Consider the following 12,993-nt stretch of genomic DNA (forward strand, 5'->3'; position numbering starts at 1 on the left):
GCCATGCTCGCCGAACTTGCCGTCGCAATTTGAAAATCTGCGTATTCGCAGTTTCTGAGAGGGCATTTTTCAGGCTGCGGAAAATTGGCTGCCGGCGACAAAAATCGCAACCTTTCCCGCCCAGCGTCTGGGGTTGCGGCGGTGTCCTGACCCGGCGGAACTGGTTTGCGTGCCGGCAAACTTATTGTATACGTCGTGGCATAATAAAACTCATGCGTCCGCCCGGTTGGCAAGCAACGGGCGGCCGAGCCGGGAGCTGCCATGACCGATCGTTCGTCTCCAAAGATTCCGCTGCGATCGCGCGCGTGGTTCGATAACCCTTCCAATCCCGATATGACGGCGCTTTATCTGGAGCGCTACCTCAATTTCGGCCTCAGCCAGGATGAATTGCAATCCGGCAAACCGATCATCGGCATCGCCCAGACCGGCTCCGATCTCTCCCCTTGCAACCGCCATCATCTCGAGCTTGCCAAACGGGTGCGCGAAGGCATTCGCGAGGCCGGCGGCATTGCCATTGAATTCCCCGTTCATCCGATTCAGGAAACCGGCAAGCGGCCGACCGCCTCGCTCGACCGCAATCTCGCCTATCTCGGCCTGGTCGAGCTGCTTTACGGCTATCCGCTCGACGGCGTGGTGCTGACGATCGGCTGCGACAAGACCACCCCGGCCTGCCTGATGGCCGCGGCGACGGTGAACATTCCGGCGATCGCGCTGTCGGTCGGGCCGATGCTGAACGGCTGGTTCCGCGGCGAGCGCACCGGCTCCGGCACGATCGTCTGGAAGGCCCGCGAAATGATGGCCGCCGGCGAGATCGATTATCCGGGCTTCGTCAAGCTGGTCGCCTCCTCGGCGCCCTCCACCGGCTATTGCAACACCATGGGCACGGCGACGACGATGAATTCGCTCGCCGAGGCCCTCGGAATGCAACTTCCCGGTTCGGCGGCGATCCCGGCGCCCTATCGGGACCGCCTGGAGATCTCCTATCTGACCGGCAAGCGCATCGTCGACATGGTGCATGAGGATCTCAAACCCTCCGACATTCTCACCCGTGAGGCCTTCATCAACGCGATCCGCGTCAATTCGGCGATCGGCGGCTCGACCAACGCGCCCATCCACTTGAACGCGCTCGCCCGCCATGTCGGCGTCGAACTGTCGATCGACGACTGGCAGACCTATGGCGAGGAGGTGCCGCTGCTGGTCAATCTGCAGCCCGCCGGCGAATATCTCGGCGAGGACTATTATCACGCGGGCGGCGTGCCGGCGGTGGTCGGGCAGCTGATCGAGGAGGGGCTGATCTTCGAGGACGCGCTTACCGTCAACGGCAAGACCCTCGGCGAGAACTGCAAGGGCGCGGTGATCGAGGACGAGAAGGTCATCCGGCCGTTCGACAAGCCGCTGAAGCCGCGGGCGGGCTTCCGCGTGTTGAAAGGCAATCTGTTCTCCTCGGCGATCATGAAGCTCTCGGTCGTCTCGCCGCATTTCCGCAAAACCTATTTGGAAAATCCCGACGATCCGATGGCCTTCGAGGGCACGGCAATCGTCTTCGACGGCCCGGAAGACTATCATCACCGGATCGACGATCCGGCGCTCGCCATCGACGAGAACGCGATCCTGTTCATGCGCGGTGCCGGCCCGATCGGCTATCCGGGTGGCGCCGAGGTCGTGAACATGCGCGCGCCCGACTACCTCATCAAGCGCGGCATCACCGAGCTGCCCTGTATCGGCGACGGGCGTCAGTCCGGCACTTCCGGTTCGCCGTCGATCCTCAATGCGTCGCCCGAGGCGGCGGCGGGCGGGGGTCTGGCGCTGTTGCAGACCGGCGATCGGGTTCGAATCGATCTTGGCAAGGGCACCGCCGACATTCTGATCCCGGATGCCGAGCTGACGGAGCGCGCGAATGCCTTGGAGGCTTCCGGCGGCTATGCGTTCCCGGCCCATCAGACGCCTTGGCAGGAGATCCAGCGCGGCATCGTCTCGCAGTTCGAGACCGGCATGGTGCTGCAGCCGGCGCTTTCCTATCAGCGGCTCGCCCAGGGCGGCGCCAGCGGCGAGATGCCGAAGGTGCCGCGCGACAACCATTGAGACCGGCCGCGCGTCGGCTTCGCGCTCGGCGTGCTCGCGGCGGTTGATCGGCTGCGCTACAGCATCGGCCCGACAATCGAAATCGATTTTCGGCAAAGCACGATGCGTAGAATCAAAGAGTTAGAGCGTCCTTTCTGCGTCCGATAGGACGCAGGGCGCTCTAAGCCGGGCTCGGGCGTTGGATCGCCGTTTCGGCGTGCTCGTGCTTCGAGCCAAGTGCGACCGGGTACAGGACACCAGTTGCGTGAGAGGGAAGGAATGCCAGTGATGTCAGGACGTCTTGAGGGCAAGATCGCGGTTTGCACCGCCGCCGGCCAGGGGATCGGGCGGGCCGTCGCCGAAGCCTTTCTCGCCGAGGGCGCGACGGTCTATGCGTCGGATCTTGACGCCAAAAAACTCAGCGGCCTCGACAGTCTTGGAACGGCGCATGTCAGCGGCCTCGACGTGACCGACAAGGCGGCGGTCGCGGCCTATCTCGCCGGTGTCGAAACGCCCGACATCCTCTTCAACTGCGCCGGCTTCGTCCATCACGGCACCGTTCTCGACTGCGACGAGGCGGCTTGGGACTTCTCCTTCGATCTCAACGTCAAGGCGATGCACCGCATGATCCAGGGGCTGTTGCCGCGCATGCTGGACCATGGCGGCGGCTCGATCATCAACATGTCCTCGGCGGCTTCCTCGATCAAAGCCGCGCCGAACCGCTATGTCTACATGGCGAGCAAGGCGGCGGTGGTCGGGCTTACCCGCTCGATCGCGGTCGACTTCGTCGGTCGCGGCATTCGCTGCAACGCCATCTGCCCCGGCACGATCGAGTCGCCGTCCCTCGACGGTCGGATCGCCGAACTCGGCAAGTCGGTCGGCGGCGCGCAGAAGGCGCGGGCGATGTTCGTCGAGCGCCAGCCGATGGGCCGGATCGGCACGGCGGCGGAAATCGCCCATCTCGCCGTTTATCTCGGCTCCGACGAGAGCGCCTATACGACCGGAACGACGCAGCTGATCGACGGGGGCTGGTCGCTCTAAGCCGACAGGTGAGGCGGATCGGCGGCGAGGACGATCGAAAGGAGGAAACGATGCGGATCTTGATACTGGGGGCTGCCGGCATGGTCGGCCGGCGCCTGATCGACCGGCTGCTGGCCGAGAAGACCCTCGCCGGCGAGGCGATCATCGCCATCGATGCCTTCGACGTGGTCGCACCGGACCTTGCCGCCTGCGATGGGGTTGCGATCGAGGCCAGCGCCGGCGACATCGCCGACGAAGCGACGGTCAAGGCGCTGATCGCCAAGCGTCCGGAGATGATCTTCCATCTCGCCGCGATCGTCTCCGGCGAGGCCGAGGCGGATTTTGCGAAGGGTTACCGGATCAATCTCGACGGTATGACCCATCTCCTCGAAGCGATCCGCGCGCAAGGCGAGAATTACCGCCCGCGCCTGGTCTTCACCTCCTCGATCGCCGTTTTCGGGTCGCCCTTCGAAGAGCCGATCGGCGACACCTTCCTCTCGGCGCCGCTGACCAGCTACGGCACCCAGAAGGCGATCTCCGAACTCTTGCTCAACGACTACAGCCGCAAGGGTTTTATCGACGGCATCGGCGTCCGGCTGCCGACCATCGTCGTGCGCCCCGGCAAGCCAAACAAGGCGGCGTCGGGCTTCTTTTCCGGGATCATCCGCGAGCCGCTGGCCGGGCAGGAGGCGATCCTGCCGGTCGCCGACGACGTGCGCCACTGGGTGGCGAGCCCAGCCTCGGCGGTGGAATTCTTGATGCACGCGGCGACGATGGACACCGATGTCCTCGGCGCCCGGCGGTGCCTGACCATGCCCGGCCTGTCGGTGACGATCGCCGAGATGATCGAGGCCTTGCGCATGGTGGCGGGCGACGCGGCGGCGGCGCGGATTCGCCGCGAGCCGGATGCGGTGATCGAGAAGATCGTTGCCGGCTGGCCGCGTAGCTTCGACGCCAGCCGGGCGGAAAGCGTCGGCTTTGCCGCCGACAAGAGCTTTGCCGATATCATCCGCGCCCACATCGCCCACATCGCCGACGCGGCGAAGCGGGATTAGGGGCACCGGCCGGGGTGACATCCTTGTGGTCGAGACGAGGCGGCCCGGCGCACGCAAAGACAGGAAAGGCGAGATCATGACGGATCGTCCCAAGATCGGGTTCATCGGTGCCGGGCTGATGGGCCATGGCATGGCGAAGAACCTCGTCGAGGCCGGCTACGAGCTGACTGTGCTCGCCCATCGCAACCGCGAGCCGATCGAGGATCTGAAAAGCCGCGGCGCCCGCGAGGCGGCGGATGCTGCCGCGATCGCCAACGGCGCTGAGGTGGTGTTCCTGTGTCTGCCGGGGAGCCCGCAGGTCGAGGAGACGGTCTTCGCCATCCTGGCGGTTGCGGGGCCAGTCACGACCATCATCGACACGTCGACCGCCAATCCGGTCTCCACCCGGGCGCTTGCCGAGCGCTGTGAGGCGGCCGGCATCACGCTTGTCGACGCGCCGCTGTCGCGCACGCCGAAGGAGGCCTGGGCCGGCAATCTCGACATCATGGTGGGAGCGAGCGAGGCGGTGTTCGCGCGCGTCAAACCGCTGCTCGATGTGATCGGCGGCAAAGTGGTGCGGGTCGGCGACTGCGGCGCCGGCCATACGATGAAGCTCCTCAACAACTTCATTTCGCTCGGCTATGCCGCGCTTTATGCCGAAGCGCTGGCGATCGGTGCCAAGAACGGCATCACGCCCGAGGTCTTCCACAGTGTGATCGGTGGCGGGCGGATGGATTGCGGCTTCTACCAGACCTTCATGGACTATGTCGTCGGCGGCAATCCCAACGCCCATCCGTTCGCCCTCGCCAATGCCCATAAGGACATGCGCTATCTGGTGTCGCTGGCCAATGAGAGCGGCATTGCGAGCCACGTCTCGTCTGCGGTCAAGAACGGTTTTGCGACCGCCGAGGCGATCGGCAAGGGCAGCGACTATCTGCCGACGCTGGCCGACATCGTCGGCGGACTGAACGGGATTTCGGGACAGAAACTGTGAAAGGAGGGACGGCGGCGTCCGCGACGTCGGCCGCCCGAGCGATGCCATGGTGGAGATGAAGACGACGCGCCCAGACGACGAGAACGAGGCCCTGGCGACTGGTCCCTCAGAGGCTGCGCGCGGGCGAAAAGGCAGAGGAGCGCTGGCGCCGTCCGGTTCGCGGCCGCGTCCGACCTTGCAGGGCCTCGCCCGGCTGCCGGCCCGCGACCGCGCCTATCACGATCTGAAATTCCGTATCCTCGAAGGCCGGCTGCCGCCGGGGACGAAGCTCCTCGAAGCCGAAGTGGCCAATCTCCTCGGTCTGTCGCGCACGCCGGTGCGCGAGGCGCTGATCCGGTTGGAAGAAGAGGATCTCGTCGAGGTGCGGCCGCGCCACGGCATCACCGTCAAATCCCAGTCCCTCGACGATCTCGCCCAGATCTACGACATCCTCTCGCCGCTCGAGGTCAAGGCGGCCGCGCTGCTCGCCCGCCGCGGCCTCAAGCCGGATGAGGCGCGGCGGCTGTCGTCGCTGCTTGACCAGATGGAGCGCGAGACCGAGCGCGGCGACATCGTCCAATGGTCGCATCTCGACAATCTGTTTCACTCCGATCTCGTCAGCCTGTGCGGAAACGGCCGGCTGCAGGTCGCCCTGCGCCTGTGCTGGGACCAGCAATATCGGGCCCATATCGCGATCATCAAGCTGAGGCCCCGGCCGACCCAATCGGACCGCGAACATCGGGCGATCTTCGAGGCGATTCGTGAGCGCGACGAACGGCTGGCCGCCCATCTGCACGCCCAGCACCGCGAGCGCGCCGATCGCAATGTGCTCGCCATGCTGCGGCGGCAGGCGGCGGGCTTTGCTCCGTCGCCCTGAAGTCTCGGCGCGAGGGAGCGTGACGGCTGCGGGATCGCAACGGATAGGTGATTTGCGTCGACGGCGCGGTTCGGCCGGGAGGGCGTCGGGCGCGCCGGATTTGATGGGCGGCCGGGAGGACAGGGACCATGAACCGGATCGATCTTGAGGGCCGCAGAGCCGTCATCACCGGCGGGGCGCGGGGCATCGGCTTGGCGACCGCCGCGCGGATGATCGACAGCGGCGCGAGGGTGATCCTGTGGGACGTCGACGGGGCGGCGATCGACGCCGCCGTGGCCAGCCTTGGCGATCCAGCGAGCGGCACGGTGGTCGATCTTACCGACGAAATTGCCGTCGAGGCCGCGGCGACGGCGGCGCTCGCGGATGGCGCGGTGGACATTCTCGTCAACAATGCCGGCATTACCGGCGGCAACGGCAAGACCTGGGAGCTCGATCCGGCGATCTGGCGCCGGACCCTCGCGGTCAATCTCGTCGGGCCCTATCTGACCGCCCGCGCCCTGGTGCCGGCCATGATCGCCGCCGGCTACGGCCGCATCGTCAATGTCGCCTCGATCGCCGGCAAGGAGGGCAATCCCAACGCTTCGCATTACTCGGCCTCCAAGGCCGGGCTGATCGGTCTGACCAAATCGCTCGGCAAGGAGCTGGCCGGCGCCGGCGTCCTCGTCAACTGCGTCACGCCCGCGGCCGCCCGCACGGCAATCTTCGATCAGATGAGCCAGGAACATATCGACTATATGCTGTCGAAGATCCCGATGAATCGATTCGTCGAGCCCGCCGAGATCGCCGCGCTGATCGTCTGGCTGTCGTCGCAGGACTGTTCGTTCTCGACCGGTGCGGTCTTTGACATTTCCGGCGCCAGAGCCGTCTACTGACGCGGTCGCTGGATCCCGTTTCGTCTGCCTGAAAACTTTGAAAGGACACCATGAAACTCGTGCGTTACGGCCCGCTCGGCCAGGAAAAGCCCGGCATGATCGATGCCGACGGCAAGATCCGCGATCTCTCCAGCCATGTCTCGGACATTGCCGGCGACGTCCTCTCTCAGAAAGGCCTGCAGGCGCTGAAGGCGATCGACCCGGCCTCGTTGCCGGTGGTCGACGGCACTCCGCGCTTCGGGGCCTGCGTCGGCGGGGTATCGAAGATCCTCTGCATCGGCCTCAACTATTCCGACCATGCCGCCGAGACCGGTGCCGAACCGCCATCGGAGCCGATCATCTTCACCAAGCAGATCAATGCGTTGTGCGGCCCGAATGACGAGGTCGAGCAGCCGCGCGGCTCCGACGCTCTCGACTGGGAGGTGGAGCTGGCGGTGATCATCGGCTCGCGCGCCAAATATGTCTCGCAGTCGGAGGCGATGGACTATGTCGCCGGTTTTGCGGTGATGAACGACATTTCCGAGCGCAGCTTCCAGATCAAGCGTCAGGGCCAGTGGACCAAGGGCAAGAGCCACGACACCTTCGGCCCGCTCGGCCCCTGGCTCGTCACCCGCGACGAGGTCTTAGATCCGCACGATCTCGACATGTGGCTCGACGTCAATGGCGAGCGGCGCCAGACCGGCAACACCAACACGCTGATCTTCAATGTGCCGCATGTCGTGTCCTACGTCTCGCAATTCATGACGCTGATGCCGGGCGATGTCATCACCACCGGCACGCCTCCGGGTGTCGGCATGGGCATGAAGCCGCCGCAATATCTCAAGCCCGGCGACGTCATGACCCTCGGCATTGCCGGCCTTGGCGCGCAGAAGCAGACGGTCATTCCGGCCCGCGACTGACGGTTCGGCGGTGGGGCGCTTTGCGGGTTTTTTACGCCGGCAAAGCAGCGCCGCCGCTGTGACCCTGCTCGCGATGCTTGCCGGGCGCCTTGCACGGGCGTCCGACAGCGGGCTGATATGCCGTCGCTTTCCGCGCCCAAACGGGCACGCTGGTCGCAGGCGGAGTATCGCCGCCGGCCCGTGACGCCGCTTGGGCCGATGGCGGCGGCCTTTTCGAACGCACCATCAGGGACTTCTTTGCCATGACCAAGCCCGATCTTTTGCAAATCTGCCCCTATGCCGATCCGATCGTTCAGGCACTGGAGGACGACTTCACCCTGCACCGCTATTTTGCGGCCGAAGACAAGCCGGCGCTGCTTCAACGCTTGGCGCCGACAACTCGGTTCATCGCCACCGACGGCCATCACGGCGCCTCCAAGGCAATGATCGACGCCCTGCCGAAGCTCGAGCTGATCGCCTCCTTCGGTGTCGGCTACGACGCGGTCGACGTCACGGCGGCGAAGGCGGCCGGGGTGTCCGTCACCAACACGCCAAACGTCCTGAACAACTGCGTCGCGGAGGTCACCCTCGGCCTGATGCTGGCGCTGTGCCATCAAATCCCGCAGGCCGACCGTTATGTGCGCCAGGGGCGCTGGGCGGCGGAGGGGAATTTTCCGCTGACCGATGAGCTGACCGGCCGGCGGGTCGGCATTCTCGGCCTCGGCCGCATCGGCAAGGCGATCGCCAAGCTGCTGCAGGCGTTTCAGATGGAGGTGGTCTATCACGGCCGCAACCGGCAGGAGCACCAGCCTTACCCATATTATGCCGATCTCGAAGCGATGGCCCGCGACGTGGACTGGTTGATTGTTATCGCTCCCGGTTCGGCTTCGACCAAAGGCATCGTCGGCCGCGCGGTGATGACGGCGCTCGGACCGGCCGGCAAGCTCGTCAATGTCGCTCGCGGCTCGCTGGTCGACGAGGCGGCGATGATCGCGCTCTTGGAGGCCGGCGAGCTTGGCGGGGCGGCGCTCGATGTCTTTGCCGAGGAGCCGCAGGTCCCTGAGCGGCTGCGGACGCTCGACAATGTCGTCTTACTGCCTCACCAGGGCTCGGCCTCGCACAAGACGCGGAGCGCCATGGGCCAGATGGTGGTGCGCAATCTCAAGGCTCAGCTTCGCGGCGAACCGCTGATCAGCCCGGTGGTTTGAGCGCTTCGGCCGCTGAAATTGCCGATTTTACAATTTTTGATCGCATCACCGATAGAATACACGATAATTTATGGTCGCATCTTCGAAAAAACACTTGGATAAATAGTAGAATCATCTCATGTTCGGCCAAGCGTGGGGCATGGCATGGCGAAGGAGCGCAGTCGGAGTGAGCAAACGGACTCGGGTCGACATGATCCGCGAAGTCCTCGCCGAACGAATCGTTGAGGGAAAGATGAGGCCGGGCGAGGGCCTCGACGAAGTTGGTCTTGCAGCTGAATTCGGTGTCTCGAGAACCCCCATCCGCGAAGTGTTGCGGCAACTGGAATCGTTAGGACTGGCCTTTTCGCGACCGCATCGCGGCGCGATCGTCGCTCGTCTGTCGGCCCGGCAGGTCTCTGAGACCTTCACGGTTCTGGCCGAGCTTGAAGCGGTCTGCGCCAGGCTGTGCGCGCAAAACGAGGGCACGTTCGATGAAGCGGATTTTCGCGCCGCCTCTGAAGCCTGTGCGCAAGCTGCAAAAAGCGGCCAGATTCTTGTTTATTATAACTGCGATGACCGCTTTCACGGCTTGATCCACAGCGGGGCGGGCAATGGATTTTTGCGCGAAACGGTGATCGGCATCCGGCGGCGGCTGGTTCCGTTCCGCTATGCGCTGGCGCCGGCCGGTGATCCGTCGCTGATTTTCGAGGACGGTCATCCGCCGATCACCGAGGCGATCTTGCGCCATGACGGCGAAGCGGCCGCGACCGCGATGCGCGATCACGTTCTGTCCGTGCGCGACGCGGTCCTTGATCGTCAACCGCGCTTTCCGTTCGACTGAGCCTGGCAGGGCCTGACCGGCGCACGATCGCCGGCTTGCCATATCGCGCCGGAGGGGCCGGTCCATCGCCATCCCGATCGATGGGCCTCAAGGAAAACCACCGTGCATTGCAGACATGCGGATTCGATATGCTTTCGCAATTGACAGGACCACATATCTTGTGCGGCTTTGGCGGCATGAACGACGACAGCATCGGCGAGAAAATCGAAATCGATTTTCGGCAAAGCACGACGCGTCGAATCCATAAGAAAGCGCGTCCTTTGTGTCTCCTACCGGACATACGGCGCGCTAGGCGAAGGATCGTGACATGGGCGCGAATCAAGCGGACAAGCGCCTCGACATCCACAATTCCGAGGTGCCGGTCGTCTGCCGGGCCTGCGAAGCCCGTCATCGCGGCATTTGCGGGGCGCTGACGCCGGAGCAGCTCAGTCATCTCAGCCGCCACACCACCAGGCACCGACTGTCGCGAGACGTCGAGGTCACGGTGGCCGGCGAGGACGTTCATCACTATTCCAACGTCCTGTCGGGGGTCGTGAAGCTGACCCGGTTGATGGCCGATGGCCGCCAGCAGATCGTCGGCTTGCAATTTGCCCCGGATTTCGTCGGCCGGCCGTTTCGCCCGACAGGCGAGGTGACGGCGGAGGCGGCGACGAATGTCAGTCTGTGCAGCTTTCCCAGGGTGGTGATGGACGACATGATCGCCCGCTCGCCGGATCTCGAACGCCGACTTTATCAACAGGCGCTCGATGAACTCGACGAAGCCCGCGAATGGATCCTCACCCTCGGCCGCAAGACGGCCGCTGAAAAGGTGGCGAGCTTTTTGCTGATGATTGCCGAGAATATCGAGCCGGAAGCGGCCGAATCCAACGGTTCGATCTGTTTCGAACTGCCCTTGAAGCGGGCCGATATCGCCGATTTTCTCGGGCTGACCATCGAGACGGTCAGCCGCCAGATCACCAAGCTCAGAAAGGCCAGGGTGATCGTGGTCGAGAACAACCGCTCGGTGACGGTGCCGGATATCGAACGGCTGCGTGCTCGCTGCGAGGCCGAGTAGGGCTCGTTAACAGCCTCGGAGCAGGCTGGCGCTTGCGATGGGAGCTTTACCGAGCATCGGCAACAGACCGGCTGCGCCTTTTCGATTGGACGGCGTCTCAGACCGCTTTCGAATAGCGCGCTTCGCTTCGCTGCAGGTGGGCGTCGAACCAGGAGGCGACGATGCGGGTCAGGCTGCGCGCCTGCGGGCGAATGACGAAACGCCGCCTCTCGATCGTCACGAGCCCGTCCGGATCGCTCGCCGCCGGGCCGAACCGGCGTCTTCACGTCGAGCCCGGCGCAGAGTTCCGCTCGCAGCGCCGGTCCCGCGCCCAGGGTGAAATGCGGCGCCGTAGCGCTGGAGGACGGCGCGATGGTCGATCCGGTGCGGGGTCATGGCATCACCCGATCCTGGCGAGAAGCGGCATCACATGCTCTGACTCGAAGGCGATGTGCCGGCGCAGGCCCTCGAAGAAACCGCGCAGCATATAGCCCAGCGCCTCGGCATTTTGCGACGGCCGATGACGGATGTAATCGGCGAGCTTGTCGGCAAGTTCGTCGGCAAAGCTTTCGTCTTCCCAATGCTCGAAATGCAGCCGTTCGAGGGTCGCGCGCAGATCGGGATGGGCCGAAAAGTGCTGGGTGAGCAGCGGAAAAATCGTCTCTTCCTCGAAGGCGTGGGCGCGGCGAATGGTCGGACCGATCAGCCGCGCGACATGCAGCGCGCCTTGGGTATTGAGGTTATCCGGCAAAGCATCGGCGATCTCCTCCAAGGCGGAACACAGCCGGCGCTGGAGCGAGAGCTGCTGGCGCAGCGCGTCCTGAATATCGTGGCGCTGAAGCCGGTCGGTCGGTTCATCCGAGCCGATGGCGCCGGTGAGGGCGCTGACCATGTCGGGACGCGGCTGGATCGCCGGCCGCAACAGAACGACCGCGTGGGTTTCGTCGTCGTTCGAGATGATCGCCGACGGATCGGCGGAGCAGGCAGACCGATGGGGAAGCGGCATGGATCGACTCCGATAATCGTGACATTGCCAGGTCCGTTGTCGTCCGCCGGCCAGCGGGCCGCCTTGATTTATGTCAACGGCTTGAGATTCCCTGGCGTCTCGGGGTCCTCCGGGACAGGCCCGCCGCCTGCCTCGGCGACCAGCCAGTCGCGAAACCGCCGGAACGACGCATTGTCGGCCTGTTGCGGCGGAAAGATCAGCGCATAGGGCGATCCGCCGTCGATCGTCTGGGACGAGGCGCGCACCAGCCGGCCTGTCGCGATCTCCTCTTCGACAAGGATCGCCGGCACCAGCGCGGCGCCCAGCCCAGCCCTTGCGGCCGCCAGCACCATGCCAAAATGCTCAAAGCGCGGACCCCTCAGAATGCGGACCGCGTCGAGCTGCGCCTCCTGAAACCAACGTAACCAGAGATCGGGCCGGGTCGCCTGCTGGATCAGCGGCAGCGTGGCGAGCGCTTCGTCCGGCAGGTCTCCAGAGTCTCCAACGATGCGCGGGCTGGCGACGACGATCAGACTCTCATCAAGCAACGCGATCGCCTCGGCGCCGCGCGAGCGCAGCTCCAGCCGCTGGATCGCGGCGTCAGCGGGCGCGCGGGAAAAATCGACCGGCTGCAGCGCCGAGGTGACATCGACGGTGATGTCCGGCGCGAGTGCGGCAAAGCCGGCAAGCCGCGGGATCAGCCAGGCGCTGGCGAAGGTCGGCAATGCCACCAGGCGCAACAGCTTTTCCCGGCCGCCGAAGGACATGACGGTGAGCGCCGCGCCGTCGAGTTCGGCGAGGATGCGGTCGGCGTCGCGCAGGAAGGAGCGGCCGGCGTCGGAGAGGATGAGCCGCCGTCTAACCCGGTGGAACAATCGCACGCCGAGCCGCTCTTCAAGGCTCTGCAGCGACCGGCTGATGGCGCTCTGGGTGAGGCCGAGGGTCTGGCCGGCGCGGGTCGCCGATCCGGCTTCGGCAAGGGCGCGAAAGGCTTCGAGTTCGCCGATCGTCGGCGTGTAGGCGCGTCGCATGCGGATCGTTCCATGGCCAGCCAAAGCGGGCCCGACCGGCGCCGCCACTGATCCGCGCTTGGGCGCGGATCAGTGGCGATAGCGGGCTGAGCTTTGCTCGTACTTCATGAGAAATATTCATGAGACTGCAAGTCCAATGCGTTTGAAGCGCCTGGTATGCCGGTGCTATCACAAGGGCAGTTTTGGATGCATCTGGGAGAA

General features: G+C 64.9%; 13 protein-coding genes. 10 read left to right on the forward strand and 3 right to left on the reverse strand.

Translation table 11 applies throughout. From position 1 onward, the window contains the following. Positions 1–261: 261 nt before the first annotated feature. From J1C48_RS04975 to J1C48_RS05020, 10 genes are all read left to right on the forward strand, one after another. On the forward strand, positions 262–2,082 hold the full coding sequence (locus J1C48_RS04975) for an IlvD/Edd family dehydratase (protein WP_207256693.1): 1,821 nt from the start codon (positions 262–264) through the stop codon (positions 2,080–2,082). Positions 2,083–2,349: 267 nt separating this feature from the next. Next, the gene (locus tag J1C48_RS04980) at positions 2,350–3,102 is read left to right on the forward strand and encodes an SDR family oxidoreductase (RefSeq protein WP_207256694.1); all 753 of its coding nucleotides are present in this window, start codon (positions 2,350–2,352) and stop codon (positions 3,100–3,102) included. A gap of 50 nt (positions 3,103–3,152) precedes the next feature. After that, on the forward strand, positions 3,153–4,136 hold the full coding sequence (gene denD / locus J1C48_RS04985; RefSeq protein ID WP_207256695.1) for a D-erythronate dehydrogenase: 984 nt from the start codon (positions 3,153–3,155) through the stop codon (positions 4,134–4,136). A 76-nt stretch (positions 4,137–4,212) separates the two neighbouring features. Then, the gene (locus tag J1C48_RS04990) at positions 4,213–5,109 is read left to right on the forward strand and encodes an NAD(P)-dependent oxidoreductase (protein WP_207256696.1); all 897 of its coding nucleotides are present in this window, start codon (positions 4,213–4,215) and stop codon (positions 5,107–5,109) included. 55 nt (positions 5,110–5,164) lie between these two features. Further along, the gene (locus J1C48_RS04995) at positions 5,165–5,965 is read left to right on the forward strand and encodes a GntR family transcriptional regulator (protein WP_207256697.1); all 801 of its coding nucleotides are present in this window, start codon (positions 5,165–5,167) and stop codon (positions 5,963–5,965) included. Between the two features lie 128 nt (positions 5,966–6,093). After that, positions 6,094–6,837, forward strand: a complete 744-nt coding sequence (locus J1C48_RS05000; protein ID WP_207256698.1) for an SDR family NAD(P)-dependent oxidoreductase — start codon at positions 6,094–6,096, stop codon at positions 6,835–6,837. 50 nt (positions 6,838–6,887) lie between these two features. Beyond that, positions 6,888–7,736: a fumarylacetoacetate hydrolase family protein gene (locus J1C48_RS05005; protein ID WP_207256699.1), complete on the forward strand. Its 849-nt coding sequence runs from the start codon at positions 6,888–6,890 to the stop codon at positions 7,734–7,736. Between the two features lie 242 nt (positions 7,737–7,978). Beyond that, the gene (locus tag J1C48_RS05010) at positions 7,979–8,923 is read left to right on the forward strand and encodes a 2-hydroxyacid dehydrogenase (protein ID WP_207256700.1); all 945 of its coding nucleotides are present in this window, start codon (positions 7,979–7,981) and stop codon (positions 8,921–8,923) included. Between the two features lie 232 nt (positions 8,924–9,155). Then, positions 9,156–9,743: a GntR family transcriptional regulator gene (locus tag J1C48_RS19230; RefSeq protein WP_425523486.1), complete on the forward strand. Its 588-nt coding sequence runs from the start codon at positions 9,156–9,158 to the stop codon at positions 9,741–9,743. 307 nt (positions 9,744–10,050) lie between these two features. Continuing rightward, complete coding sequence (locus J1C48_RS05020) at positions 10,051–10,797, forward strand: Crp/Fnr family transcriptional regulator (RefSeq protein WP_207256702.1); 747 nt, start codon at positions 10,051–10,053, stop codon at positions 10,795–10,797. Between the two features lie 97 nt (positions 10,798–10,894). Here the strand turns inward: J1C48_RS05020 and J1C48_RS19090 are convergent, their stop codons facing one another. The 3 genes from J1C48_RS19090 to J1C48_RS05030 form a co-directional block, all read right to left on the reverse strand. Continuing rightward, positions 10,895–11,017 carry a hypothetical protein gene (locus J1C48_RS19090; RefSeq protein ID WP_255679404.1) on the reverse strand — a complete coding sequence of 41 codons (123 nt, stop codon included), beginning with the start codon at positions 11,015–11,017 and terminating at the stop codon, positions 10,895–10,897. Positions 11,018–11,176: 159 nt separating this feature from the next. Continuing rightward, positions 11,177–11,782 carry a hemerythrin domain-containing protein gene (locus J1C48_RS05025; RefSeq protein WP_231081617.1) on the reverse strand — a complete coding sequence of 202 codons (606 nt, stop codon included), beginning with the start codon at positions 11,780–11,782 and terminating at the stop codon, positions 11,177–11,179. Positions 11,783–11,850: 68 nt separating this feature from the next. Next, positions 11,851–12,792: a LysR substrate-binding domain-containing protein gene (locus J1C48_RS05030; protein WP_207256703.1), complete on the reverse strand. Its 942-nt coding sequence runs from the start codon at positions 12,790–12,792 to the stop codon at positions 11,851–11,853. Positions 12,793–12,993: the final 201 nt, after the last annotated feature.

Origin of the sequence: Jiella flava, from assembly GCF_017349315.1 — a bacterium.
GTDB classification, from domain to species: domain Bacteria; phylum Pseudomonadota; class Alphaproteobacteria; order Rhizobiales; family Rhizobiaceae; genus Jiella; species Jiella flava.

Bases quoted from the DNA above. Each gene is read 5' to 3' on its own strand.
- J1C48_RS04975 (WP_207256693.1), top strand. From the start codon at position 262: ATGACCGATCGTTCGTCTCCAAAGATTCCGCTGCGATCGCGCGCGTGG.
- J1C48_RS04980 (WP_207256694.1), top strand. From the start codon at position 2,350: ATGTCAGGACGTCTTGAGGGCAAGATCGCGGTTTGCACCGCCGCCGGC.
- denD (WP_207256695.1), top strand. From the start codon at position 3,153: ATGCGGATCTTGATACTGGGGGCTGCCGGCATGGTCGGCCGGCGCCTG.
- J1C48_RS04990 (WP_207256696.1), top strand. From the start codon at position 4,213: ATGACGGATCGTCCCAAGATCGGGTTCATCGGTGCCGGGCTGATGGGC.
- J1C48_RS04995 (WP_207256697.1), top strand. From the start codon at position 5,165: ATGAAGACGACGCGCCCAGACGACGAGAACGAGGCCCTGGCGACTGGT.
- J1C48_RS05000 (WP_207256698.1), top strand. From the start codon at position 6,094: ATGAACCGGATCGATCTTGAGGGCCGCAGAGCCGTCATCACCGGCGGG.
- J1C48_RS05005 (WP_207256699.1), top strand. From the start codon at position 6,888: ATGAAACTCGTGCGTTACGGCCCGCTCGGCCAGGAAAAGCCCGGCATG.
- J1C48_RS05010 (WP_207256700.1), top strand. From the start codon at position 7,979: ATGACCAAGCCCGATCTTTTGCAAATCTGCCCCTATGCCGATCCGATC.
- J1C48_RS19230 (WP_425523486.1), top strand. From the start codon at position 9,156: ATGAGGCCGGGCGAGGGCCTCGACGAAGTTGGTCTTGCAGCTGAATTC.
- J1C48_RS05020 (WP_207256702.1), top strand. From the start codon at position 10,051: ATGGGCGCGAATCAAGCGGACAAGCGCCTCGACATCCACAATTCCGAG.
- J1C48_RS05025 (WP_231081617.1), bottom strand. From the start codon at position 11,782: ATGCCGCTTCCCCATCGGTCTGCCTGCTCCGCCGATCCGTCGGCGATC.
- J1C48_RS05030 (WP_207256703.1), bottom strand. From the start codon at position 12,792: ATGCGACGCGCCTACACGCCGACGATCGGCGAACTCGAAGCCTTTCGC.